Here is a 23,341-nt window from a genome sequence, read left to right as displayed (position 1 = left end):
GCCGGGCCGTCCTCGGGTGCGGCGGTCATCCAGCCGACGGCGGCGAGCAGGCAATCCTGCACGACCTCGATGACGGGGCGTCCGGCGCCGGGCTCGAATGTGGTGGTCATCGCGGCCAGTATGCCACTGAGTGGCGCTCCTCCTCGGCCGCCGCCTCCATGGCAAGGCGGTGCTCGACCTCGGCCCCGTGGTCTGAAGCCTCGGCCCCGTGGCCTAGAGCAGGGCGAGGGGCTCGGCCGGGACGTATCCCTCCATGCGCGCCGAGCCGAGCAGCGAGCCCTCCGCCGAGTCGCGGACGCAGACGTAGGAGTACCGGTCGGCCGAGTAGACCCGCACCCCGTCCGTACGGCACTGCCGCATCAGGACCTCGCCCCACTCCTCGGAGACGTCGGCGAAGCCGAGGTCGGTGAGGACCTGCCGGCGGGCCAGGACGGTGCCGCCGGCCACCTCGGGCAGGAACCGGTGCTCGGCCCCCGGCTGGCGCAGCAGGGTCGCGCCGGTCTCCGGCAGGTGGGCGTAGAACGACGCCTTCCCCAGCACCTCGGCGTCGGTGGAGGCGAAGTGCCGTACGAGGTCGGCCAGGTAGTGCTCGCCGTACAGGTCCCTGGCGTCGAGCACGGCCACGTAGTCGCCGTCGGCGAGCCTGATCGCGCGGTCGAGGGCGGCACCCCGGGTGACCGGCTCCTGCGTGGCGCGGACCACGACGTCGAGGTCCGGGCACGCCTGGCGGACCGTCTTGTCCACCAGGCCCGCGTCCAGGCCGTCCGACACGATCACGAGCTGGCCGGGCCGTTCGACCTGGCGGGTGACCTGGGCGAGCAGGCGGTCCAGCTCCGCCGGGTCCGAGACGGCGGTGATCGCCGTGATCACGCCGCTGTTCCGCACACTCGGCACGCCGAGGGTGTCGAGGACCGGGTCGAGCAGCGGGGTGACGCCGGCGCGGGCCCGCCAGGCGAGATGGGCCTCCCTGGCCAGCCGTCCGGCGTCGGCCATGAGGATCTCGGCCGCCGCGAGGATCTCCTCGCCCTTGGCCCCGGCCCGCACCTGGAGCACCGGGGTGCCGCAGGCCGCGACCTCCCCTATCACCCTCGGCTCGGCGTCGGCGCCCGCGATCACCAGGGCCGGCTGCCGGTAGGCCGTCAGCACGTCGTCGTACGCCGTCGTGTCGTCGTCCTGCCCCGCCAGCGGCTGCCAGGCCGCGCCGCCGGCCGGAGGGGTGACCGTGCCGAGGGTGACGATCTCCCCGGTCCTGCCGCCCTCGGCGGGGATGGGGTTGTGCACGCGGGGCTGGATCGCGTGCGGGAGCACGCCGACCCGGTCGTGCCGCAGCGCCGAGCGCCACTCGCGGGCCCGGGCCTCGGTGGTGGCCAGCACGTACTCGAAGTGCTCGGCCGCCGGAAACGCCCGCGACACCGCGCCGCCGGAGTGCCAGAAGACCGTCTTGACCCCCCGCTTGTGGCAGGCCGCCACCAGGTCGCGCAGCGCCCGCGTCTCCCCGGCCAGCGCCTCCAGCCAGCGCCCGCCGTTGCCCTGCCGGGGGCCGGGCCGTACGGACTCGACGAACAGCACGTGCGGCCGCTGCTGGTCGAGCATGGCCTCCCAGTTGTCCGGGCCGAAGTTGGTCACCAGCCGCCACTCGTACCGCAGCAGCGCCTCGGTCTGCCGGTCCACGATCGCGGCGACCGTCATGTACGGCCGGGCCGTCGGGCCCTTGGGGACCACGAACGACTCGGCGAGCGGCGCGGAGACCTGCGGGGCCTTGGGCTCGGGCGCGGCGGGGGCCGCCTTCACCTCGGGGACGGCGGGGATCTCGGGCTTGAAGTCCGAGCGCTTGGGCGCGGGGCGCTTCCTGATCGGCGCCTTGAGCGTCCTGGCCACCGAGCCGGGGTTCTTGCTGTGGATCGCGTCGCCGAGTTTGCTCCACCGGCTCTCCTGGAGCGAGGCGAGCTTCCAGTTGGCGACCTCGGTCTGGTACTTCTGCTCCGCGAGCTGCTTGGCGAGCTGCGCGTTCTGCCGCTCGACCGTCTTCAACCGCGCCTCGGCCTCACGCATCTTGGTCAGGGCCTCGGCCTCCGAGCGCGCCACCTCCTCCAGCCGCCGCTGGTAGTCGGTGATCAGCCGGGCGAGCTCCGCCGCGCCGGAGGCCCGCTCCACCGCCTCCGCCAGCGCCCGCCGCAGCGCCGCCGGATCGCTCCGCTCGGGCTGTCCGGCTGCCGGCTCGCTTACCTCGCTCATATGGGGTGACTCCGCGGTAGACCTTCAGGACCAGAGTCACAATATTCGCAGAACGCCCTGATCGCTCTCAGGCAGAGCCGAGACCTCGTCCACCTCGTCCGCCACATCTCCCTCCCCCTGAGGGCCCGATCGACGGCGACGTCGCGAGGAACTCGGCCTGACACAGACGGAACCGGCCGAACGCGCGGGTCTCAAGCGACCTGCGGTCGCCCGCTTCGAAGCCGGCGGCACCATGCCTATGTGGAGGCGGGGCCCGGAGCAGGACCGCACCCCGATGGCGGACGACGCGGAGGCGCGGGGGTCCGTAGACTCGGCTGCGGTTCAAGGGAGGGCAAACGGTGCGCAAGGGTGAGTGGCCGCGATTCCAGGCCAGACCGTACGTCTGCGGGGCCGTCGGGCCCTTCGAGCAGGCAACGCTCGACTTGCTGGCACGGTCGGGGCCGGCCGTCCAGGCCGTGCACACCGCTCCGGAGGCCGCGCTGCTCGCGTCGTCCGCCCTGGCACCGTACGCCACGGGAGCCCGGACGACCGCGTACGCGTGGGGCGGCCGGCGGCCGGAGACCGGGGGCGAGCCCCGGGCGAACGCGTGGCTGCGCGTCGCGGAGACGTACGAAACCCCGGGCCTGGTGGACGAGCCTGACACGGTGAGCCTGCACACGGGCGGTCTCGGCCTGGTCGACGTCTACTACCTCCAGGACGGCGACGCCGTCTACTTCTCCTCGCTGATCGAGCCGCTCCTCGCGCTGGCCCGGCGGCCCTACGAGGTGAACTGGGAGGCGTGGGCGGCGATCCTCACGCTGACCTACCCGCTGCTTGAGGACACGCCCTACCGCCAGATCCGGCGCCTGCCCGGCGCGACCGCGCTGACCTGGTCGCGGCGCGAGCGCAGGCTGCGGGCCGACCGGCGGGCCCCGCGCTGGGTGCGGGAGGAGCCGGTGGACCGGGGCGTGACGGGCGGCGACCTGGTCGCGCTGCTGCACGACGCGCTCAAGCCGTACGAGCGGGTGCTGGTGCCGGTGAGCGGCGGGTACGACTCGCGGCTGCTGGCCAGCGTGGCGGTGGACAGGAAGATGGACGTCGAGTCGTGGACCACCAGCCCCGACGACGGGCTGGACAACGACATCGACTTCGCCCGCTACATCACCCGCGAGCTGGGCATCCCCCACCGGATCATGCCGCAGGACCCGGCCGCCTACCCGCAGGAGGCGCTGTGGGCGGCCCGGCGCCTGGAGTTCCTCACCAGCCACCACGCGTGGTACTCCCCCTTCGCCCGGGAGGTGCACGGCGCCGGCCGGGCGCTGGTGGACGGCCTGGCGGGCGGCCCGCTGATGAAGAACTTCCTGATCACGGCGGACGCCGTGGGCGCGGGGACGGGCGCGTCCCGCCGCGAGGCGCTGCTCAAGGCGCTGGCGACCGGCGACGCCCACATTCCCGTGCTCGGCGAGGCCGCCGCCGCGTGGATGGACGACCGGGTCCGTACGGCGTTCACCCGGGCGACCTCGATGCTGCACGGGCACCGGGCCGAGCTGCCGCTGAGCGTGCTCCACACCCGGACCGTGCGGGGCATCGCCCGGTCGCCGGTCAACCTCGTCGGCCCCGAGGCGACCCCGGTATTCCCGTTCCTGCACCCGGAGTTCTTCGACGCGGCGCTGTCGGTGCCGGTCGCCCGCAAGGAGGGCGGCAAGTTCTACCGGGAGGTCCTCCGGGCCGCCAACCCCCGCGTGGCGGCGCTGCCCTCGACCAACACCCCGCTGCTGCCGAACCGCCGGGTGCCGTTGCGCTCCAACGGGCCGGTCGCCCGCGAGTGGAACCATCGGATGCTGGTCAAGGCCGCGGGAATCCCCGGGCTGATGTCGCCCCAGATGCTGGACGCGATCGCCGGCGGGCCGGACGCGCTGACCGCCTTCGGGTCGTGGAACTCGCGGTTCTGGCTGCGCGCTCTGGTGGCGTTCGGGGCCTGGCTGGCCGACTACGAGGACGTGCTCGGCGACCTCACCCCGCCCTGGCCTGCGCAGTCGGGAGGGTAGCCCCCGCACAGTCCTGGGGCGCGTGTGTGCGGTAGCAGTCCGTGATCACCTGAAAACAGGTAAAAACTGCATGTCAGACCGGCGTCAGCCTTTTCGGTCAGGCCACTTCTAGTGGTAGTTTTGGTCAAATAGAGCCAAACATCGTGGCGAGAGCTTCAAAGCTCGGGTGTGACCTGACAACACGCTCCTTCTTTCCTCAAGCGAGAACCAGATGAACGCTGCTGCGCCCTGCCCTGACCCGGTTCCCGGGTCGTTCGGCGCCACCACGGGCGATCTCCCGGAGATCACCGATTTCACCTCCCAGGACCCACGCTGGTACAAGCGCGCGGTCTTCTACGAGGTACTGGTCCGCGGCTTCAAGGATTCCAACGGCGACGGCACCGGCGACCTGCGCGGGCTGATCGAGAAGCTCGACTACCTCAACTGGCTCGGGGTCGACTGCCTCTGGCTGCTGCCGCTCTACGAGTCCCCGCTCAAGGACGGCGGCTACGACATCTCCGACTACCTCAAGATCCTTCCGGAGTTCGGCGACCTCGGCGACTTCGTGAAGCTGATCGAGGCCGCGCACGAGCGCGGCCTGCGGGTCATCACCGACCTGGTCATGAACCACACCAGCGACCAGCACCCGTGGTTCCAGGCGTCCCGCACCGACCCGGACGGTCCGTACGGAGACTTCTACGTCTGGTCGGACGACCCGGGCAAATACTCGGGCGTTCCCATCGTCTTCGTGGGCTCCGAGGAGTCGAACTGGACGTACGACCCGGTGCGCAAGCAGTACTACTGGCACCGGTTCTTCCACCACCAGCCCGACCTGAACTACGACAACCCGGCCGTCCAGGACGCGATGATGGAGGTCATCCGCTTCTGGCTCGACCTGGGCGTCGACGGCTTCCGGCTGGACGCGGTGCCCTACCTGTTCGAGCGCGAGGGCACCTCCTGCGCCGGGCTGCCGGAGACGCACGACTACCTCAAGAGGATCCGCGCCGAGGTGGACCGGCTCTACCCCGACCGGGTGCTGCTCGCCGAGGCCAACGGCTGGCCCGAGGACGTGGTCGAGTACTTCGGCGACCCCACCGTGGGCGGCGACGAGTGCCACATGGCCTTCCACTTCCCGCTGATGCCGCGCATTTTCATGGCCGTGCGCCGGCAGAGCCGCGAGCCGATCTCCGAGATCATGTCGCGTACCCCGAAGCTGCCGGAAAGCGCCCAGTGGGGCATCTTCCTCCGCAACCACGACGAGCTGACACTCGAGACGGTGACCGAGGAAGAGCGCGACTACATGCACGCCGAGTACGCCAAGGACCCGCGCATGCGCGCCTACCTCGGCATCCGGCGGCGCCTGGCCCCCCTGCTGGAGAACGACAGGGACCAGATCGAGCTGTTCACCGCGCTGCTGCTCAGCATGCCGGGCTCGCCGGTCATGTACTACGGCGACGAGATCGGCATGGGCGACAACATCTGGCTGGAGGACCGCGACGCGGTCCGCACCCCGATGCAGTGGACCCCGGACCGCAACGCCGGGTTCTCCGAGGCCGACCCCGGCCGGCTCTACCTGCCGGTGGTCATGGACCCGGTGTACGGCTACCAGTCGGTCAACGTCGAGGCCCAGACCAAGAGCGAGTCGTCGCTGCTCCACTTCACCCGGCGGATGCTGCAGATCAGGCGCGAGCACGCGATCTTCGGCACCGGCGACTACACCGAGCTGTGGTCGCCGAACCCCAGCGTGCTTGCCTTCCTGCGGGAGGAGGGCGACGACGTGGTCCTGTGCGTCAACAACCTGTCGCGCTTCGCCCAGCCGGTCGAGCTCGACCTGCGGCGCTTCACCGGGGTCACCCCGGTCGAGTGCCGGGGCGGCGTCTCCTTCCCGACGGTCGGCGACCTGCCCTACCTGCTCACGCTGCCGGGCTACGGCTTCTACTGGCTGTCCCTGCGCAGGTCCCCGGACGCCTGAGGGGCCGCACGCCTCAGCGGGCGGTGACGGGCACCCGCGCCCGCGCCGCCCGCCTGGCGGGGATCAACGCCACCAGCAACGCCGCGCCGATCGCGATCAGGAGGGTCGCGGCGAGCATGCCGGGCGTCGGGGCCCGGCCGATGCCGGCGCCGACGCCGCTGCCGCGGCCCTCCAGGTCGATCAGCCACCGCGACCAGGACGCCCCCGCCGCGGCTCCCAGCACGACCCCCACCGCCGCGGGCAGGCCGGTGGCGGTGACCAGCGTGGCCGTCACCTGACGGGGAGTCAGGCCCATCGCCTTGAGCACGGCCAGGTCGAAGACGTGGTCGCGCAGCCCGAGCGCGCTGGCCGTCAGCAGGCTGGCCAGCCCGATCAGGGCCAGCACGGCGACCAGCGCGACGATGATCACGCGGATGACCGCGAGCCGGTCTGCCGGGTTCACCGCCTGGGCCACCTCCAGCCCCTGCCCCTGCAGGCGGGCCCGCACCTGGGCCGCGTCGGCGCCGGGCCGCAGCACCAGGGCGTAGAACTGGGGCGGCAGCGCGTCCTTGGCCGCCAGGCTGTCCACCCCGAACGACAGCACCTCGCCGTCCTGCTCGGGCTCGACCACCCGGCCCACGATCCGCACGATCAGCGGGGTGCCCCCGATCGTCATGCGGACCCGGTCGCCGATCCGTACGCCGAGGAGGTCGAGCAGGCCCTGCCCGGCGACCGCCTCGCCCCGGTCGGCGAACATCCGGCCCTCGACGACCGGGAAGGGGTACGGGTCGGAGGACAGGCCGAGCGCCCTGGTCCGCACGGTCCTGGTCTGCCAGGGCACGAGCGCGTCGAGTTCGGCGCCCGGGTAGGCCGCGACCACGTCCTGATCGGCCATCGCGCGCTGGCGCGCCTCCTCGGCGGTCAGCTCGCCCGGCCTGACGGTCAGGGCCGCCGCCTGGCCCACGCTCTCCGGGTGGCGGATGAAGTCGTCCAGGGTCGTCCAGCAGCCGAGCCCTATCGTGATCATCATCATCGGGATGGCGACGCCGCACACCGTGAGCGCGGCGGGCGTCCTGCGGGTGAAGGCGTCCCTGGCGCCGAGGACGAGCGCGGGCGGCAGCCGTACGAGCAGGGCGACCCGGGCCAGCCGCGACAGGTGCCCGCGCGGGGGCGCCGCCGGGGCGGCCGGGATCGGCGGGGTGCGCCCGCCGCGCCAGGCCGGGATCAGCACCGCGATCAGCACCGTCAGCGACGTCCCCACGATGATCGCGGCGAGCGGGCCGGCCGACAGCGGCACGACGACCGTCTCCCCCATGGCGTACGCCGTGATCAGCCGGGCGACGACCGCGCCGGCGGCGATGCCGAGCAACCCGAGCGTGCCGTGCTCGGTGACGAGCATCCGGACCACCTGGCCCCGGGTGAAGCCGAGCGACTTGAGCGTGGCGATGTCGCGCAACTGCATCAGCACCCGGCCTCCGGCGGCGTTGGCGAGCGCCAGCGCGGCGGCGGCCAGGCCCGCGCCGCCGAACAGCGCGAGCAGCAGGCCGAGCAGCCGGTTGTCCAGCTCCATGGAGGCCCGCACCTCGCGCCAGGTCGTCACCCGCTGCACCTGGTTGCGCATCGTGAAGACGGCCCTCTGGACGACGAGATCGGTGGTGGCGGGGTCGGCGAGGCGCAGCCCGGTCACGGTCTCGGTGCGGCCCGGCGCGGGCTCGACCACGTTGAGCGTCTGCGCGAGCGTCCAGGCCAGGCCCGGGGTCCACTCCGGGTAGAACCCCTGGTCGCCGCTTTCCGCCAGCCCGGCGACGGTCAGCGCGTGGGTCGCGCCGTTCAGTCCTGTGACGGTGAACGGGCTGCCCGGCCGCAGGCCGAGAGCGCGGGCGAACGACCTTTCGACGACCACGCCGTTCGGGGTGCGCACGTCGAGCCAGCGGCCCTCACGCAGGAGCGGGCGGGCCACGGCGGGGAAGGCCGCCGGCGTCTCCTGCAGGGTGATCGGCACCCGCCGGCCGCGGGTGACCAGCGTGGCGGGCGCGCTGTGGTAGGGCCCGGCGACGTCGGTCACGCCGTTCAGGCGGCGCAGCGCGGACACGTCGGGGACGTCCTTGCTGTGGATCCAGATGTGCGCGCTGTTGCTGCGCTCGAACAGGCCGCGCCAGGGGTTGGTGCCGTCCTCCAGCAGCGTGGCCGCGATGATCAGGGCGGTGACGATCCCCGCCACCGCGAGGACCGTGAGCGCGGCCTGGCCCCGGCGCGCCCGCAGGTCCGCGCGGATCCACCGCAGCTCCGCGGTCCTCGTCGTGATCAAGCGGCCCCCTCGTACCGGTCCGGGCTCTGCGAACTCCTCGGGCGTGTGGCCGGGGAAGCATGGTGGCCGGACGATCTCAACTGCGCAGCTCCACGACGTCTCCGGCCGCTCCCAAGGGGCGCCGGCGCGACTTCGGGATCGCGCCGTCGTCGACGATCTGGCCGTCCAGCAGGCTGACGACGCGGTCGGCCATGCTCGCCACTCGTGCGTCGTGGGTGACCAGCACGATCGTCTGGCCCTGCCCGTGCACCTTGCCGAGCAGGCGCAGCACGTCGCGGGTGTTGCGGCTGTCGAGGTTGCCGGTCGGCTCGTCGGCCAGCAGCAGCCGGGGCTGGTTCGCGAGCGCGCGGGCCAGCGCGACCCGCTGCTGCTCGCCCCCGCTGAGCTGCGCGGGCGACGCCTCGGCGCGGTCGGCCAGGCCGAGCTCGCCGAGGAGATACTCGCGCCGTTCCTTCGCCTGCCGGGGCGAGACGCCGCCCAGCAGCGCGGGAAGCTCGACGTTGTCGGCCACGGTCATGTTGGCGACCAGGTTGAAGAACTGGAAGACGAAGCCGATCTTCTGCCGGCGGAGCACCGCCCACCCGCTCTCGGAGAGCGTGTCCGCCCGCCTGCCGTCCAGCCAGATCTCGCCGCTGGTGCGCGTGTCCAGGCCGCCGAGCATGTGGACGAGCGTGGACTTGCCCGACCCGGACGGGCCCATGATGGCGACGAACTCCCCCGCCTCGACGGTCAGGTCGACCCCGCGTACGGCGGGCACGGGCAACCCGCCGGTCTGGTAGATCTTCACCACGTTGACGGCCCGTACGACGGGAGCGTCGGCGGTCATGGCAGGTCCTCCTGGCAGCGTTCGAGCCAGTCGAGGTCGGCCTGCAGGTGGAGCATGGCTCCCTCGATGAGCAGCAGCGCGACGCGATTGGCCGGGTCGGTGCGCTCGGCCAGCTCGCGGAGGTCTCTCATGAGCGCAAGGTAGTGCCGTCGCTGCCGGTTCACCAAGGCCATGCGGTCGGACAGCCCGGTCATCGGAGCCAGCACGAGCTTCATGAAGAACTCGTCACGCACCCGGGGACCCTCGGTGGGCTCCTCGACCCAGGTCTCCAGCGCCTCCCGGCCGGCGGCGGTGATGTAGTAGACCTTCTTGTTCGGCCGGTTGGCCTGCTCGACGTCGACCGACCGGACGTACCCGTCCTTCTCCAGCCGGCCCAGGGTCACGTAGATCTGGCCGATGTTGGGCGACGGGTAGGCACCACCGAAGATCGTTTCCAGCGCCTGTTTCAGCTCGTATCCATGGGCAGGTTCCTTCGCAAGGAGCGCCAGCAGCGACTGCCGCACGCGCCCACCCCCAAGCCGTATCGAGCAGTTATCGGAGCGTTACGAGCTCATCCGTTGACGCTCACATTATCGCTATGCATAACATGCATGCACCTACCTAACACGTATGTAACCGGCTTTTCATACGGAGGCCACATGGTTCGCCGAGCCCTCGCCGTTCTGGCCACCTTCCTGGTGGCCGGGTGCGCCGGGCTCGCCGACACCGGTGCCGAGTCCGCTGTGGGCAGCGACGGCACCGGGCCGATCACGCTGGCGATCGGCAGGGACACCACCGCGTATCTCCGCCCACTGCTGGACCGGTGGAACCAGGCGCACCCGGACGAGCCGGTGTCGCTGCTCGAACTGCCCGAGGCGGCCGACGAGCAGCGCGCCCAGATGGTGGCCAACCTGCAGGCGCACAACGCCGTCTACGACGTGCTCGCGCTCGACGTGATCTGGACGGCGGAGTTCGCCGACGCCGGCTGGATCGTGCCGCTCGACCGTAGCCTGTTCCCCCTGGACAAGCTGCTCAAGGGCGTCGCGGACACCGCCATCTACCGCGACAGGCTGTGGGCCGCGCCGTACACCAGCAACGCCGGCCTGCTCTACTACCGGTCGGACATCCTGAAGAAAGAGCACCTGAAGCCGCCCAAGACCTGGGCGGAACTGCGCGAACAGGCCTCCCGCCTGAGCGCGAAGTATCACATCGGAGGATATGCCGGGCAGTTCCTGCCGTACGAGGGACTGACCGTCAACTTCGCCGAGGCCGTCCAGTCGGCGGGCGGGTCGATCCTCGGCCCGGACGCCCGCACGGTCACGATGGACCTCGGCAGCGCGCGGGCCGCGCTCGACTTCCTCGTCGGCGGCGTCAAGGAGGGGTGGATCCCCCGCGAGGCGCTGACGTACAAGGAGGAGGAGTCCCGGCTCGCCTTCCAGGAGGGGCGGCTGCTGTTCGCCCGCAACTGGCCCCACGCGTACGGACCGGCCGCCCACTCGAAACTGGCCGGGAAGTTCTCGGTCGCCCGGCTGCCCGGCCTGAACGGGCCCGGATCCAGTTCGCTGGGCGGCTACAACCTCGCCATCAGCGCCTTCTCGAAGCGGCAGAAGTCGGCACTCGACTTCATCCGCTACTTCACCGGCCTCGACAACGAGCGGCTCGTGCTCACCGAGGGCTCGTTCCCGCCGGTGTGGGCGGAGCTGTACGACGACCCGGAGCTCATCGAGCGGTTCCCCTACCTGCCCGCGCTCAAGGAGGCGATCGTCTCGGCCCGGCCCAGGCCGGTCACCGCCGACTACAACCAGGTCAGCCTGCTGATCTCCAGCGCCGTCTCCGGCGCGCTCACTCTCGCCAAACCCGTAGACGAGACCGTCGCCGACCTGAAACAGGGGCTCGGCGAGGTCATCCAGTTCGGAGGATAGATATGCGGAAACTTCCCCCCATCATGGTCGCGTGCCTCGCTCTCGCCGCCGCCGCCGCGTGCGGCAGCGACACCGGCGGCCAGCCTGCGGCCTCGGGCGGCGCCCCGGCCGCCGGTGGCGGCGCCGCCAAGCCCTTGGAGGGTGTGAAGGTCGAGGTCGCCGCGAAGTGGACCGGCGACGAGCAGGCCAACTTCGAGAAGGTGCTCAAGGCGTTCGAGGAGAAGACCGGCGCCAAGGTCACCTACGCCTCCACCGGTGAGGACACCGGCGCCTACCTCGGCCCCCGCATCCAGGGCGGCAACCCTCCGGACGTCGCGATCCTGCCGCAGCCGGGCCTGGTGCAGCAGTACGCCGACGAGAACGCGCTCAAGCCGCTGTCCGCCGAGGTGCAGGCGCAGATCGACCAGAACTACACGCCGTACTGGAAGGAGCTCGGATCCGCCAAGGGCCAGGTGTACGGCGTGCTCGTCAAGGCGGCGCACAAGTCGCTCGTCTGGTATCGCCAGTCGGCCTACGACGACGCCGGCGCCCAGCCCGCGTCCACCTGGGACGACCTGGTCAAGAACGCCCAGACGCTGTCCGACTCCGGCGTCTCGCCGTTCGCGCTGTGCGCCGCCTCCGGCTGGACGCTGACCGACCTGTTCGAGAACGTCTACCTGTCCACCGCGGGCCCGGAGAACTACGACAAGCTCTCCAAGCACGAGATCCCGTGGACCGACGCCTCGGTCAAGACCGCCCTGGAGAAGCTGGCGCAGATCTTCGGCAAGAAGGAGTTCATGCTCGGCGGCTCGTCCGGCGCGCTGCAGACCGACTTCCCGACCTGCGTCACTCAGGTGTACGCCCAGAAGAAGGCCGCGATGGTCATCGAGGCCGACTTCGTCGCCGCCTCCCTGGGCCAGTCGGGCGCCAAGGTCGGCGAGGAAGCCAAGATCATGCCGTTCCCGAAGGCCGGCGACACCGCTCCGGTCATCCTCGGCGGCGACGTCGCGGTGGTGATGAAGGACAACAAGGGCGCGCAGTCGCTCGTGGAGTACCTGGCGTCCAAGGAGGGCGGCGAGGTCTGGGCCAAGCAGCCCGGCTACCTGTCCCCCAACCGCAACGTCTCCCCCGACAACTACCCCGACGACCTGACCAAGCAGCTCGCCCAGACGATCATCTCGGCCGGTGAGTCGGTGCGGTACGACATGTCCGACCTCGCCCCCAGCGCCTTCGGCGGCACCGACGGCAAGGGCGAGTGGAAGGACCTGCAGGACTTCCTCCGCAACCCCTCCGACGTGAAGGGCGCGCAGGAGAAGCTCGAGGCGGACGCCGCCAAGGCCTTCAAGAAGTAAAGGAAGGACGGCCGTGACCGAACGGTTGGACGGCCCGCAGGCCACCGGCGGCGGAGAATCCGCCGCCGGGGCCTCCTCCGGCCGGAGCGAAACCCCCGCAGATCCTTCCTCCGACTCCCCCCAGCCGGGAGCGCCCCTCTCCGGCTCCGACACCGACACCCCGGCCGCCTCGGACTCCCTGACCGCTTCCGAGGAGCCGCCGGCGGGTCCGGCGGCGGCGGGGTATGCGACGGCGGCCCCGCCCGGCGCGGTCGCCACGGCGGGCGCGGCGCAGGCGCCCGCGCGCCTCGGCCCGTCGCCGAGACTGGCGGTGACGTTCCTGCTGCCGGCGGTGCTGCTGCTCGTCGCCTGGATGATCTATCCGGTCGTCTACTCGATCTGGCGCAGCCTCTTCGACGCCACCGGCGACCGCTTCGTCGGACTGGGCAACTACGTCTCGATCTTCACCGACTCCTCGACGCTCACCACGATCAGGAACAACATCATCTGGGTCGTGGTGGCCCCGATCGTCGTCACCGCGCTCGGCCTGGTCTTCGCGGTGCTCACCGAGCGCATCCGCTGGTCCACGGCGTTCAAGCTGGTGCTGTTCATGCCGATGGCCGTCTCCCTGCTCGCCGCCGGGGTCATCTTCCGCCTGGTGTACGAGCAGGACCCGGACAAGGGCGTGGCCAACGCCATCATCACGACCGTCCACGACGCGTTCTCCTCCAGCGCGGGTTACCCCGGGGCCCGGCCACGGGAGAACGACCAGGCGCCCGCGGTCGTGCAGGGCGGCGCGGTGGTGACGAGGCAGCAGGTGCAGGCCGGCACTCCGGTGCTGATTCCACTCGTCGGCCTGACCCAGGACGCGGTGAAGGACACCGCGCCCGCCAAGGCCGCCCCCGCCGGCGACGGCCTGAGCGGCACGGTCTGGCTCGACGTCGTCCGCGGCGGCGGAGGCACGCTGAACCAGATCGACCAGCAGGAGAAGGGCCTGGCCGGCGTCACGGTCGAGGCGGTCTCCGGCGGCGCGGTCAAGGCGACGACCGAGACGGCGGCCGACGGCACGTTCCGCTTCTCCGGCCTCCCCGCCGGCTCCTATGTCGTACGGCTGCCGCAGTCGAACTTCACGGCGCCCTTCAACGGGCTCACCTGGCTGGGCCCGTCGCTGATCACACCCGCGATCATCGGCGCGTACATCTGGGTGTGGGCCGGGTTCGCGATGGTGCTGATCGCGGCCGGGCTGTCGGCGATCCCCCGTGACGCCCTGGAGGCGGCCAGGATCGACGGCGCGACCGAGTGGCAAGTGTTCCGCCGGATCACCGTGCCGCTGCTGTCGCCGGTGCTGCTCGTCGTCTTCGTCACCATGATCATCAATGTGCTGAAGGTGTTCGACCTGGTGTTCATCATCGCCCCCGGCTCGGTGCAGCCGCAGGCCAACGTGGTCGCGCTCGAGATGTGGCGCGTGTCGTTCGGCGGCGGCGGCAACCAGGGCCTGGGCAGCGCGCTGTCGATCTTCCTGCTCGTGCTGGTGGTGCCGTTCATGATCTTCAACATCCGCCGGTTCAGGAGGGACGAGGGATGACGACCCTGGCCGAACCACTGCACGCGCAGCCGATGCGGCGCGGCCTGTTCACGCGGGCGGTCGACCGCCTCGGCGGCGGCCTGGTCCAGGTCTTCATGATCCTGGTCGCGCTCTTCTGGCTGCTCCCGACTCTCGGGTTGCTCGTCGTCTCGCTGCGCGGCGAGACCGACAACAACTCCTCCGGCTGGTGGACCCTGTTCACCAAACCCGCGCAGCTCACGTTCGACAACTACTCGAACCTGCTCGCGTCGGGCTTCGGCTCGTCGTTCTGGAACACCGTCCTCATCACGGTGCCGGCGACGCTGCTGGTGATCGGCATCGCGGCCATGGCGGGGTACGCGTTCGCCTGGATCGAGTTCCCCGGCAGGGACCTGGTGTTCCTCGTGGTCATCGCCCTGCTGGTCGTCCCGGTGCAGATCGCCCTGATCCCCATCGCCAAGCTGTACGGATTCCTCGGGATCTTCGGCTCGATTCTCGGGGTCGTGCTGTTCCATGTGGCGTTCGGCCTGCCGTTCGCCATCTTCCTGCTGCGCAACTTCTTCGTGGGCATTCCGCGCGAGCTGCTCGAGGCGGCGCGGATGGACGGCGCGCCGGAGTGGCGGATCTTCGCCACCGTGGTGTTCCCGCTGGCCAAGCCCGCGATCGCGTCGCTCGGCATCTTCCAGTTCCTATGGGTGTGGAACGACCTGCTCGTCGCGCTGGTGTTCGCCGACACCGAGAACCAGCCGATGACGAAGGCACTGCAATCCCAGATGCGACAGTTCGGCACGAACGTGGACATCCTCGCGCCGGGCGCGTTCCTGTCGCTCATCATCCCGCTGGTGCTGTTCTTCGCCTTCCAGCGGTATTTCGTGCAGGGCATGCTCGCGGGCTCGGTCAAGTGACCGGCCGGAGGCCCCGAATCGTCCGGGGCCTCCGGCATCACCGCGGTCGACACGGGAAATGTCCCGTGTGTGGCGAGCCGTGCCGGAAGGGCGTCGGATGCCCGCTTCACGGGGGTAAGCGGGCATCCGATCTTTCCACCGCCGGGCCGTACGGGGACCGAAAAGCCGATAGAGTGCGCGGACATGTCAGGACGTCCGTTGCACGAACTCGTGGAAGCCGGGTGGGCCGAGGCCCTCGCACCCGTGGCCGGGCGGATCGCCGCCATGGGCGACTTCCTCAGGCAGGAGATCGCGGAAGGCCGCCAGTATCTCCCGGCGGGGGACAACGTCCTCCGCGCGTTCCAGCAGCCGCTGAGCGAGGTCCGGGTGCTGATCGTCGGCCAGGATCCCTACCCCACCCCCGGACACCCGGTCGGGCTGAGCTTCTCCGTGGCTCCCGACGTACGGCCGCTTCCGGGCAGCCTGGTCAACATCTTCAAGGAGTACATGGCCGACCTCGGCCACCCCACGCCGCCCTCGAACGGCGACCTCACCCCGTGGACCGAGCAGGGTGTGCTCCTGCTCAACAGGGTGCTGACGGTGATGCCGGGCAAGCCCGCCTCCCACCGGGGCAAGGGCTGGGAAGAGGTGACCGAGCAGGCCATCAAGGCGCTGGTCGAGCGGGGCGGGCCGCTCGTGGCGATCCTGTGGGGTCGTGACGCCCGCAACCTGCGGCCCATGCTGGGGGACGTGCCGTGCGTCGAGTCGGCCCACCCCAGCCCGCTGTCGGCGCGCAGCGGGTTCTTCGGCTCCCGTCCGTTCAGCCGGGCCAACGCCCTGCTGGAGCAGCAGGGCGCGGCGCCGGTCGAGTGGAAACTGCCGTGACGGCTTGCCGATAGGATCACCACCATGAGCGATGGAACGGACACCGGTCGCTACCTGCGGCTCACCGTCGACCTGGTGGTCGAGGTCCTCGATGTCGACGCGCTGCAGGCGGCGGCGCTCGCCGAGATCCGCGACCCCCAGGCCGAGCTGGACGACGCCGAGCGGCAGGAGCAGATCGAGCTGGTCAACTCCGACGAAACGGGCGCGGCGGCCCTGCAGTGGCTGATCGAGCCCGACCACGTGCTGGGCCTGGTCGAGCACGTCGCAGAGGTCGAGCCGCGGGAGGCGATGCTCGGCGTGGAGCCGTCGGAGGGCGTCCTGGAGGACGAGGACGACCACGAACACGATCACGATCACGACGAGCCGGGCCACATCCACTGAGGCCGCGCTGAGGCCGGTCCACGAGAGGGCGCCGGGCCGGCCCCGCCGGCCGGGCCCTTACACGGGCCGGCCGATCGTGCGCTGATAGTGCGCCGCGATCTCGTCGCTGGTGGTGAGCCAGACGTCCGGCTGCGCGGCGAGATAGGCCAGCGCCTGATCGAGATACTTGGCCCGGAACGCCTGCCCGATGACGAAGGGGTGCAGGGCCAGCGCCATGACCCTGCCGCTGTGTTCGGCGTCGGCACGCAACTGCTCGTACTGGTCCCTGACGATCTGGACGAACTCCGGCCCCGTGACACCCCTGTCGAACAGGAGCAGGTCGTTGAGCTCGACCGAGTAGGGGACGCTGATCATCCCGGGCACGTTCAACGGGTACGGCTGGTCGTCGTTGGTCCAGTCCAGCAGGTAGCCGAACCCCAGCTCGGCGAGCAGCGCCGGCGTGTCGAAGGTCTCGGTCAGGCCGGGGCCCATCCAGCCGCGTGGCCGCCGGCCGGTGGCCTCCGCGACGGTGTCGGCCATCTCCGTGAGGAGACGGCGTTCCTCCTCCGGGGACATGCCGGCGTGCAGGATCGAGTTGGTCCGGCCGTGCAGGAGCCAGGCCCAGTCGCGGTCGAGGCCGGCCTTGACGATCTGGGGGTAGTGCTCGGCGACGGCGGAGTTGAGCAGGACGCTGGCCCTGATGCCGTGCCGGTCCAGGATGTCGGCGACCCGCCAGATGCCGACCCTGACCCCGTAGTCGCGCCAGCCGTAGTTGAGCGCGTCGGGGACGAGGTCGGCCGTACCCGGCCAGATGCTGGTGGACGGGCGGTCGACCAGGAAGTGCTCGACGTTGAGGCCGATATAGACGGCGACCCTGGCGCCGCCCGGCCAGCTGATCGTGGGGCGTTCGGTGATCGGGCTGTAGTCGAAGAGCGTGTTCTCCATGCCCCGACGGTAGGAGCTAACATCGATGTCAGGTTCAAGCCCGCGGGGGTGATGCGATGCGGATCGGCGAGCTGGCGCGGCGCACCGGGGTGAGCGAGCGGTCGCTGCGCTACTACGAGCAGCAGGGGCTGCTGGTGGCCGAGCGTACGCCCGGCGGCCAGCGAGAGTATCCCGAGCAGGCGGTCGATCGCGTCATCCGGATCCAGGAACTGTTCGCGGCGGGCCTGCACAGCAAGAAGATCGCACAGCTGCTGCCCTGCATGCGTGACGGCGACGGCGGCCCCTCCGCGATCGCCACCCCCCGGCTGGTCACCGACCTTGTCGCCGAGCGGGCTCGCATCGACCGCATGATCACGGATCTGGTCAACTCGCGCGACGTCCTCGACGAGGTGATCAACGCGGCCTCGCAGGACCACGCGTAGACGTCGCAGGCCCGCGTAGGCGTCACAGGGCCGCGTAGGCGTCGCACGTCGCAGGATCGCGTAGGCGTCGCACGTCGCAGGATCGCGTAGGCGTCGCAGGACCGCGTAGGCGTCACAGGACCGCGGGTAGGCGACCGCCCCGCTCATACCGGCCGAAGAGGCTGGTGGGGTCCGGCCGGCGGCTCCACCCGAACGGGGTCGCCGGGCCGGACCTCGCCGCCCGCGACGACGACGCCCATGACCCCGGCCTTGCGCACCAGATTGCCCTCCTCATCCCGGTCCAGCACGGCCTTCATCAGCCCGTCCTGGAAACCGTCGAGTTGCACGCAGGGGTTGCGCAGGCCGGTCACCTCGACGACGGCCGTCTCGCCGAGGTGCAGCCGGGTCCCGGTGGGCAACGCGAGCAGATCGACACCCCTGGTGGTGACGTTCTCCCCCATGTCCCCCTCCCGTACGGCGAAGCCCGCCTCGCGCAATTCGTCGTGCAGCTCGGCGTGGACCAGGTGCACCTGGCGCAGGTTCGGCTGGCTTGGATCGCGGGCGACCCGCGACCGGTGCTTCACGGTCACCCCGGCATGGGCGTCCCCCTCGACGCCCAGGCCCGCCAGCAGCCGGATCGACTCCAGCGGAGTCTTGCTGAAGGTATGGGTGGCGCTGCGGCTCACCGCCGTCACTCTGCTCGTCATGTCTCCTCCTCTTGGGGCGATGGCTCCATTCCGCGCACGAGGGCGAGGAGGCGGTCAAGCAGATATTCGTCACACGGAGCCTGCTCGCTGACCCACGCGATCGCGTTGACCAGCGTGAGGAGGTCGCCGATCTCGATGTCGCCGGGCACCGCGCCGTTTCGTTGCGCGCGTTCGAGCAGGGCGGCGCCGGTGGCCCGGATCCGCTCGTGGCACGCCGCGAGCGCCGCGTCGGCGTCCGGCGCGGGCGGTATGGCCATCCGGGCGGCCACCAGGCCCCGCATCGCGGTCGCGTGCTCGGCCACGGCCCGCAGCCAGGTGCGCAGCGCCTCCGCCGGCGACGCGTGGTCGAGCAGGCCGCGTCCCTTTTCGCAGAGCACCGCCACGTCGTCCCCGATGATCGCCACGAGCAGGGCTCCGAGGGTGGGGAAATGGCGATACAGCGTGCCCGGGCCCACCCCCGCACTCTGCGCGATCTTGTTGAGCGACGCCTTGGCTCCGTGCTCGGCGAAGGCGGCCCTGGCGGCGCGAAGCACGCGTTCGCGGTTGTCCCTCGCGTCGGCCCGCATCCGCCGGCTCCCGGGAGCATCGGCCGGCGAGCCCGCGGCGCCCGCCGGCCCAGCGGCCGGTGACCCCACGTCGCTCGTCGTCCGGTTCGCCTGCCGCCGACGGGCCCTGGCACTCTCGGTCGTCACTTCACCCTCACATTGCCATCCGGAGAGGTTCTCCGTATTCTAGCCGCGCCTCAACCGGAGAGGTTTCCGGTTGAAACCGTGGAAGTGAGGTGTTCGATGAGGATCGGTGTTCTCGTCGGGGAGGTGCGGGGAGCCGTGACGGCGGAGGAGTTCACCGGCCAGGTGCGTGCGGCGGCGGACGCCGGTTTCGCCACCGCCTGGTCAGCCCAGGCGCTCGGATGGGACGCGCTGACCGCGCTGGCCGTGGCGGGCGCCCAGGTGCCGGGCATCGCTCTGGGCTCTTCCGTGGTGCCGGTGCCCGCGCGTCATCCACTGGTGCTGGCGAGCCAGGCCCTGAGCGTCCAGGCGGCCACCGGGAACCGGCTCACCCTCGGCATCGGCATCGGGATCGCGATGATGACGCGGACGATGTTCGGCCTTTCCGCCGAGCGGCCCGTCTCCCGGATGCGCGACTACCTGTCGGTGCTCCGTCCCCTGCTCAGGGGCGAGCAGGTGAGTCATCGGGGCGAGACGTTCACAGCGGAGGGCGCGGTGAACATACCCGGCGCCGCGCCGCCGCCCGTGCTGCTGGCCGCGCTCGGCCCCGCCATGCTGCGCCTGGCGGGCGAGCACGCGGACGGCGTGGTGACCTGGATGACCGGCCCCCGCACCCTGGCCGGCCACATCGTCCCGACGGTCACGCGGACGGCCCACGCCGCCGGGCGCCCAGCTCCCCGCGTCGTCGCCGGACTGATCGTCTGCGTGACGGACGACGAAGAGGGCGTCCGGCGGCGGATCGCCGGGGAGTTCGGGCTGGCGGGCCAGGTGCCCGAGTATCGGGCCGTGCTCGACCTGGAGGGTGTGGACGGCCCGGAAGACGTCGTGGTCGTCGGCGACGAGCAGGCGGTTGCCCGCCGGATCCGGCGGCTCGCCGAGGCGGGTGTCACCGAGTTCGCCGCGTCGCCCTACGGTGACGCGCGCGAGCGGGAACGCACGCTGGCGATGCTCGCCGGCCTCGCCCGATCAGCCGGCTACTCGGCCTGAGAGCCGGGCGGGACCGGTCAGGAGCCAAGGACCTCCTGGCGCCGCCGGGCGAGGGACTCCTGCTGACGGGTCAGCTCGCCACAGCGGGCGGACACCTGGTTGACCATCGCCGCGACCCACTCGGCGACCTCGCGCACCGCCTCCGCCGTACGGGCGATCCGCTGGTGCTTGATGGCGTCGGTGATGATGTTGTCGAAGAAGACGTCGGCGAACCAGCGCGTGTCCACCTTCGGCAACTGGGGCGCGGCGCCGACGCCGATGTCGGCCAGCTCGCGGGAGAACCGGTCGAGCGCACCCTGCGCGTGCCAGGCCGCCTCGTCGGCCTGACGCAGGTGCCCGTGCTCGACCATGTCGGCGAAGCCGCCGCCGTTGCTGAACATGTCCCAGGTAGAGGCGCCGCGGGCGCTGCCCAGATGCCGCAGGACATAGCCGACCGCCTCGCCCGCCGCGACCCCGGCCTGCTGCGCCTCCTGGTGCTCGCGCAGGTCGGCGCTCACGCTCGACAGCCGGGCGGCGATGTCGGCCAGCTCCCGCCCGCGCGGATCGCCCGACTCGACCAGCATCCGTTCCTTGCGGGCGAGCAGCGCCTCCAGCTCGTGATGCGTGTCGCCGAGCTCCGCGAGGCCCTGGTCGGTGGTTCGCAGATCCCCGGTGAGCCACTCCAGGCGGGTGCGCTGACCGGTGACCCGCTGGCGGGCCGCCACCGCTTCGGCCCGTTCCCGTGCCAGGCGCTCCTCCTTGCTCCCGGTCAGACCCGCCAGGAAGGCGGCGAAGCCGCCCTGTTCCAGCTTGGCGACGTCGCGATCCTCCTTGGCGAGCTGCCGCTCCAGATCCGCGAGCATGCCACGGACCTCCTCGATCTGAGTCAGGAGAGTGGCACGCTGCCGGGTGAGCTGGTCCCGGCGTCTGGCGCGGTCCCGCGCCTCCCGGATCTCGTCATCGACAGCAGCAAAAGGGGTCACACTTCAACAGACGTCCGGCAGACGTCCGAACGTTCCCCGCCCCCGCCGCCTGATCACCTGGTCAGGGGATCAGCACGATCTCGCCGGTGGTTCTGCCGGTGTGCCCCGGAAGCCGACTCAGGCGACCAACAGGCCCGGGGAATGACGGGGGTGGGGGTTTCCGTCGTGACCGCCCGGCGGGCGGAGCCTGAGACAGGAACGGGTGGCGGCGGCCGGCGTGAGGCGTACGCGCAGGAGCCCGCCCTCCGCGTCCGGCATGCCGGGCGGGGACCCGTCCTCGGCACCGGGAATGTGGAAGGGCCCGCTTCCCAGGTCCGCTCCGCCCGACAGCACGGCGTAGTCCATTCCCGCCACCCGAAGGCGGCGGGCGACGCCGCGGCAGGGCGTCAGAAGGCCGGTGGACAGCCAGGCGAGGTGGCCCGCGAGCAGCGACTCGGCCACGGTGCGCAGGACCGTGACCGCGCACAGGCTGTGCGCGCAGGCGAGGCCGGTCAGCGTGATCTCCGGCAGACCGAAACGCCGCAGGCCGCGCGAGGTCGTGACGAGGCACGAGCAGCCCCCGTCGGCATCGGCGCCGGCTCCCTCGAATGCGGCAGCGCCGAGGCCGCAGGCGTGTTCCTCGTCGGCGCACGACACCCGCCAGCCCAGCCAGTCGTCGCCGAGGTGGAAGTCCCGCCGCTCCCCCGGGCACTCGGCGCAGTGGTAGACGGCCGCTCCCGTGAGCGGGTCGTACAACCCGCCGTGGTAGGCCTCCGCGATCCCGCGCGCGGCCGCCCGGGCGACCTGGGCGGCCTCGGGTTGTTCCTCGACGGGAGCGGTGCTCGTCACCACCACGTGATGACGGGCCCGTCTCACCCGTCTGAGGTCCTCGGCGTTCAGGTCCATCCGCCGCCATGGGGACCGCGCCGACCGGAACGCCTCCAGCGTCAGCCGGGGCGTGCCGAGCGCGTCCCTGGCGGCGCGCCGATGGGACGGCCCCATCCGCCAGGGGACGATCGACGAGAGATCGGTCGGCGTGCGGTCCGTGACGACGACGAAGACCGACGAGGTCTGCGCGGGCACGGGATAGGTGATTCGCATGGCTCCTCCTCCGCGACGTGCTGCACCTGCAACCGCCGAAGCGGCCGCGGGAAGTGCCGCAGGAGCAGGCGGCTCCGCACCTACCGCTCCTCGCACTTCCGCAGGGCCACAGCCTGCGCGAAACCGCCGTCGCCCGTCCCACCCGAACGCCGCTCTGTGGACAGCCGGCGGACAGAACGGGCGAATCTCCGCGCCACATCGCCCTGGTCCACAGGTCGCCGGTCAACGGGCCTGCCCGGCGACCGCCTAACCGGCCTTACTGAAGATCAGGAGCCGATGGGACTCCAGCGTTCCTTCCGGCAGGTCGTCCGGCGCGAACCACCGCGCCTCCAGGATCTCCTTGGGGTCGATCTTCATCGTGCCGCCCGCGAACTCGGCCTCGTACGCCACCTCGACCCGCAGCCGGTAGCCGCTCTTGAGCAGGACGAGCTCACCGACACGCACCTTCAAGCCGGTCTCTTCGCGCACCTCCCGGACGACCGTCTCCTGGAACGTCTCCCCCTTGACGGCGCAGCCGGTGGGCAGCCCCCACTGCCTGCCTTCCGGCCACAACCGATGCCGGAGCAACAACACACGCCCGTCTCCGTCGCGAACGATCCCCGTGACACCGACCATGAACTTCGCCTGCGAAAGCCACAGCAGTCGCCACTGCACCGAACCGCCGATGCTCCGCCACAGCCGGGCGACCAGATCGTTCACGTTGTATCCCTTCGTCCACGGTGACCTCGGCAGCGAGAAGGACATCATCACAGGCCGGGCCGCCGACGCCGTGTCACTTCCTGCCAGAGGGACGCCCACTGTCCGGCGGTCAGGTCCTTGGGCAGCGCGTGCGGCGTCACCCGCGCGTCACGCGCCCAGGAGCGTACGGCCTGGCGGTCCAGGCACCCCGTGCGTTCGAGGATCTCCGTGAGGCCGCGACCGCGCCCGGTGAAGACCCTGCGTACGAGATCCTGGTACGGCCCCCGCTCGGCGACGAGGGGTGCGGCTCTGCGCGTCATGGTGAGCAGGCCGCCGTCGACCGAGGGGGCAGGCCGGAACGCGCGGGCCGGCACCCGCGCATGCACCTCGAACGCGTACCACGGCCACCAGGCGGCGGTCAGCATGCTGGCGCCGCCCACGCCGGCCCGCCGCCGGGCGACCTCCCACTGGACCAGCAGCACCGCCGTCCTCCAGTCGGGCGCCGCGAGGCCGAGCTCGTGCCGTCCGCTCTGATGAACCATGAAGTGCTCCGCGAGTGCGCGATCGGAGCCGGGCAGCGCGAAGCGCCGCACCGGCGAGGTCACCGACGGCGGCGTAGCCGT

At 71.3% G+C, this 23,341-nt stretch carries 21 protein-coding genes and 1 pseudogene; 11 read left to right on the top strand and 11 right to left on the bottom strand.

The window, feature by feature from the left end; all coding sequences use genetic code 11:
• Positions 1–213: 213 nt before the first annotated feature.
• Positions 214–2,235 (bottom strand): glycosyltransferase, encoded by a 2,022-nt coding sequence (locus HHX35_RS24910; RefSeq protein ID WP_182901162.1) that lies wholly within the window; start codon positions 2,233–2,235, stop codon positions 214–216.
• Positions 2,236–2,380: 145 nt separating this feature from the next.
• On the opposite strand from HHX35_RS24910, the pseudogene HHX35_RS24905 reads away from it, so the two are divergent.
• The 3 genes and pseudogenes from HHX35_RS24905 to treS all read left to right on the top strand — a co-directional run.
• Positions 2,381–2,587 (top strand): annotated as a pseudogene (locus HHX35_RS24905) (helix-turn-helix domain-containing protein); the annotation flags it as partial.
• Entirely contained in the window at positions 2,574–4,262 is a 1,689-nt protein-coding gene (locus HHX35_RS24900) for an asparagine synthetase B family protein (protein ID WP_182901161.1), read from the top strand. The pseudogene HHX35_RS24905 and the gene HHX35_RS24900, both read left to right, overlap by 14 nt.
• Before the next feature lie 211 nt (positions 4,263–4,473).
• On the top strand, positions 4,474–6,213 hold the full coding sequence (gene treS, locus HHX35_RS24895) for a maltose alpha-D-glucosyltransferase (RefSeq protein ID WP_182901160.1): 1,740 nt from the start codon (positions 4,474–4,476) through the stop codon (positions 6,211–6,213).
• 13 nt (positions 6,214–6,226) lie between these two features.
• Here treS and HHX35_RS24890 read toward each other — a convergent pair whose 3' ends face one another.
• The 3 genes from HHX35_RS24890 to HHX35_RS24880 form a co-directional block, all read right to left on the bottom strand.
• Complete coding sequence (locus HHX35_RS24890; protein ID WP_220505848.1) at positions 6,227–8,500, bottom strand: FtsX-like permease family protein; 2,274 nt, start codon at positions 8,498–8,500, stop codon at positions 6,227–6,229.
• A 76-nt stretch (positions 8,501–8,576) separates the two neighbouring features.
• Positions 8,577–9,326 carry an ABC transporter ATP-binding protein gene (locus HHX35_RS24885; RefSeq protein WP_182901159.1) on the bottom strand — a complete coding sequence of 250 codons (750 nt, stop codon included), beginning with the start codon at positions 9,324–9,326 and terminating at the stop codon, positions 8,577–8,579.
• A complete protein-coding gene (locus HHX35_RS24880; protein WP_139575845.1) occupies positions 9,323–9,829 on the bottom strand; it encodes a PadR family transcriptional regulator in 507 nt (168 codons plus the stop codon). Before HHX35_RS24880 ends, HHX35_RS24885 begins: the two co-directional genes overlap by 4 nt.
• A 135-nt stretch (positions 9,830–9,964) precedes the next feature.
• Here HHX35_RS24880 and HHX35_RS24875 point away from each other — a divergent pair, with 135 nt between their 5' ends.
• The 6 genes from HHX35_RS24875 to HHX35_RS24850 all read left to right on the top strand — a co-directional run bounded on the left by HHX35_RS24875 (position 9,965) and on the right by HHX35_RS24850 (position 16,251).
• A complete protein-coding gene (locus HHX35_RS24875; RefSeq protein ID WP_182901158.1) occupies positions 9,965–11,227 on the top strand; it encodes an ABC transporter substrate-binding protein in 1,263 nt (420 codons plus the stop codon).
• A 2-nt stretch (positions 11,228–11,229) separates the two neighbouring features.
• Positions 11,230–12,558 (top strand): ABC transporter substrate-binding protein, encoded by a 1,329-nt coding sequence (locus tag HHX35_RS24870; protein ID WP_182901157.1) that lies wholly within the window; start codon positions 11,230–11,232, stop codon positions 12,556–12,558.
• Positions 12,559–12,571: 13 nt separating this feature from the next.
• A complete protein-coding gene (locus HHX35_RS24865) occupies positions 12,572–14,122 on the top strand; it encodes an ABC transporter permease subunit (protein ID WP_310739283.1) in 1,551 nt (516 codons plus the stop codon).
• On the top strand, positions 14,119–15,006 hold the full coding sequence (locus HHX35_RS24860; protein ID WP_182901156.1) for a carbohydrate ABC transporter permease: 888 nt from the start codon (positions 14,119–14,121) through the stop codon (positions 15,004–15,006). Before HHX35_RS24865 ends, HHX35_RS24860 begins: the two co-directional genes overlap by 4 nt.
• Before the next feature lie 183 nt (positions 15,007–15,189).
• Entirely contained in the window at positions 15,190–15,870 is a 681-nt protein-coding gene (locus tag HHX35_RS24855; protein ID WP_139575841.1) for a uracil-DNA glycosylase, read from the top strand.
• Between the two features lie 24 nt (positions 15,871–15,894).
• On the top strand, positions 15,895–16,251 hold the full coding sequence (locus HHX35_RS24850; protein ID WP_182901155.1) for a hypothetical protein: 357 nt from the start codon (positions 15,895–15,897) through the stop codon (positions 16,249–16,251).
• A 57-nt stretch (positions 16,252–16,308) separates the two neighbouring features.
• On the opposite strand, the gene HHX35_RS24845 is transcribed toward HHX35_RS24850, so the two are convergent.
• Positions 16,309–17,175: a polysaccharide deacetylase family protein gene (locus HHX35_RS24845; protein WP_182901154.1), complete on the bottom strand. Its 867-nt coding sequence runs from the start codon at positions 17,173–17,175 to the stop codon at positions 16,309–16,311.
• Positions 17,176–17,231: 56 nt separating this feature from the next.
• Between HHX35_RS24845 and HHX35_RS24840 the strand changes: the two genes are divergently transcribed.
• Positions 17,232–17,597, top strand: coding sequence for a MerR family transcriptional regulator (locus HHX35_RS24840; RefSeq protein WP_182901153.1), 366 nt, complete (start codon positions 17,232–17,234; stop codon positions 17,595–17,597).
• A gap of 143 nt (positions 17,598–17,740) precedes the next feature.
• Here HHX35_RS24840 and HHX35_RS24835 read toward each other — a convergent pair whose 3' ends face one another.
• Together HHX35_RS24835 and HHX35_RS24830 are read right to left on the bottom strand one after the other, a co-directional pair.
• Positions 17,741–18,283: an MOSC domain-containing protein gene (locus HHX35_RS24835; RefSeq protein ID WP_182901152.1), complete on the bottom strand. Its 543-nt coding sequence runs from the start codon at positions 18,281–18,283 to the stop codon at positions 17,741–17,743.
• Positions 18,280–18,849, bottom strand: coding sequence for a TetR/AcrR family transcriptional regulator (locus tag HHX35_RS24830; protein WP_182901151.1), 570 nt, complete (start codon positions 18,847–18,849; stop codon positions 18,280–18,282). Before HHX35_RS24830 ends, HHX35_RS24835 begins: the two co-directional genes overlap by 4 nt.
• A 222-nt stretch (positions 18,850–19,071) precedes the next feature.
• Here HHX35_RS24830 and HHX35_RS24825 point away from each other — a divergent pair, with 222 nt between their 5' ends.
• A complete protein-coding gene (locus tag HHX35_RS24825) occupies positions 19,072–19,998 on the top strand; it encodes a TIGR03564 family F420-dependent LLM class oxidoreductase (RefSeq protein WP_182901150.1) in 927 nt (308 codons plus the stop codon).
• 17 nt (positions 19,999–20,015) lie between these two features.
• On the opposite strand, the gene HHX35_RS24820 is transcribed toward HHX35_RS24825, so the two are convergent.
• The 4 genes from HHX35_RS24820 to HHX35_RS24805 all read right to left on the bottom strand — a co-directional run bounded on the left by HHX35_RS24820 (position 20,016) and on the right by HHX35_RS24805 (position 23,323).
• A complete protein-coding gene (locus HHX35_RS24820; protein ID WP_182901149.1) occupies positions 20,016–20,840 on the bottom strand; it encodes a hypothetical protein in 825 nt (274 codons plus the stop codon).
• 237 nt (positions 20,841–21,077) lie between these two features.
• Positions 21,078–22,040, bottom strand: a complete 963-nt coding sequence (locus HHX35_RS24815; RefSeq protein ID WP_182901148.1) for a hypothetical protein — start codon at positions 22,038–22,040, stop codon at positions 21,078–21,080.
• 246 nt (positions 22,041–22,286) lie between these two features.
• Complete coding sequence (locus tag HHX35_RS24810; protein ID WP_310739282.1) at positions 22,287–22,739, bottom strand: NUDIX domain-containing protein; 453 nt, start codon at positions 22,737–22,739, stop codon at positions 22,287–22,289.
• 47 nt (positions 22,740–22,786) lie between these two features.
• Positions 22,787–23,323, bottom strand: coding sequence for an rRNA adenine N-6-methyltransferase family protein (locus HHX35_RS24805; RefSeq protein WP_310739280.1), 537 nt, complete (start codon positions 23,321–23,323; stop codon positions 22,787–22,789).
• Positions 23,324–23,341 lie beyond the last annotated feature (18 nt).

The organism is Microbispora sp. H10830, assembly GCF_014161375.1.
Taxonomy (GTDB): Bacteria; Actinomycetota; Actinomycetes; order Streptosporangiales; family Streptosporangiaceae; genus Microbispora; species Microbispora catharanthi.
Note: the sequence above shows the minus strand (reverse complement) of the source record. Positions and strands in the feature narration are given on the sequence as shown.

What these genes read in the sequence shown, in the direction of transcription:
- HHX35_RS24835 (WP_182901152.1), bottom strand. Translation starts at nt 18,283, where the DNA reads ATGACGAGCAGAGTGACGGCGGTGAGCCGCAGCGCCACCCATACCTTC.
- HHX35_RS24870 (WP_182901157.1), top strand. Translation starts at nt 11,230, where the DNA reads ATGCGGAAACTTCCCCCCATCATGGTCGCGTGCCTCGCTCTCGCCGCC.
- HHX35_RS24825 (WP_182901150.1), top strand. Translation starts at nt 19,072, where the DNA reads ATGAGGATCGGTGTTCTCGTCGGGGAGGTGCGGGGAGCCGTGACGGCG.
- HHX35_RS24910 (WP_182901162.1), bottom strand. Translation starts at nt 2,235, where the DNA reads ATGAGCGAGGTAAGCGAGCCGGCAGCCGGACAGCCCGAGCGGAGCGAT.
- HHX35_RS24875 (WP_182901158.1), top strand. Translation starts at nt 9,965, where the DNA reads ATGGTTCGCCGAGCCCTCGCCGTTCTGGCCACCTTCCTGGTGGCCGGG.
- HHX35_RS24850 (WP_182901155.1), top strand. Translation starts at nt 15,895, where the DNA reads ATGAGCGATGGAACGGACACCGGTCGCTACCTGCGGCTCACCGTCGAC.
- HHX35_RS24840 (WP_182901153.1), top strand. Translation starts at nt 17,232, where the DNA reads ATGCGGATCGGCGAGCTGGCGCGGCGCACCGGGGTGAGCGAGCGGTCG.
- HHX35_RS24820 (WP_182901149.1), bottom strand. Translation starts at nt 20,840, where the DNA reads ATGCTCGCGGATCTGGAGCGGCAGCTCGCCAAGGAGGATCGCGACGTC.
- HHX35_RS24830 (WP_182901151.1), bottom strand. Translation starts at nt 18,849, where the DNA reads ATGCGGGCCGACGCGAGGGACAACCGCGAACGCGTGCTTCGCGCCGCC.
- HHX35_RS24855 (WP_139575841.1), top strand. Translation starts at nt 15,190, where the DNA reads ATGTCAGGACGTCCGTTGCACGAACTCGTGGAAGCCGGGTGGGCCGAG.
- HHX35_RS24860 (WP_182901156.1), top strand. Translation starts at nt 14,119, where the DNA reads ATGACGACCCTGGCCGAACCACTGCACGCGCAGCCGATGCGGCGCGGC.
- treS (WP_182901160.1), top strand. Translation starts at nt 4,474, where the DNA reads ATGAACGCTGCTGCGCCCTGCCCTGACCCGGTTCCCGGGTCGTTCGGC.
- HHX35_RS24885 (WP_182901159.1), bottom strand. Translation starts at nt 9,326, where the DNA reads ATGACCGCCGACGCTCCCGTCGTACGGGCCGTCAACGTGGTGAAGATC.
- HHX35_RS24815 (WP_182901148.1), bottom strand. Translation starts at nt 22,040, where the DNA reads ATGCGAATCACCTATCCCGTGCCCGCGCAGACCTCGTCGGTCTTCGTC.
- HHX35_RS24845 (WP_182901154.1), bottom strand. Translation starts at nt 17,175, where the DNA reads ATGGAGAACACGCTCTTCGACTACAGCCCGATCACCGAACGCCCCACG.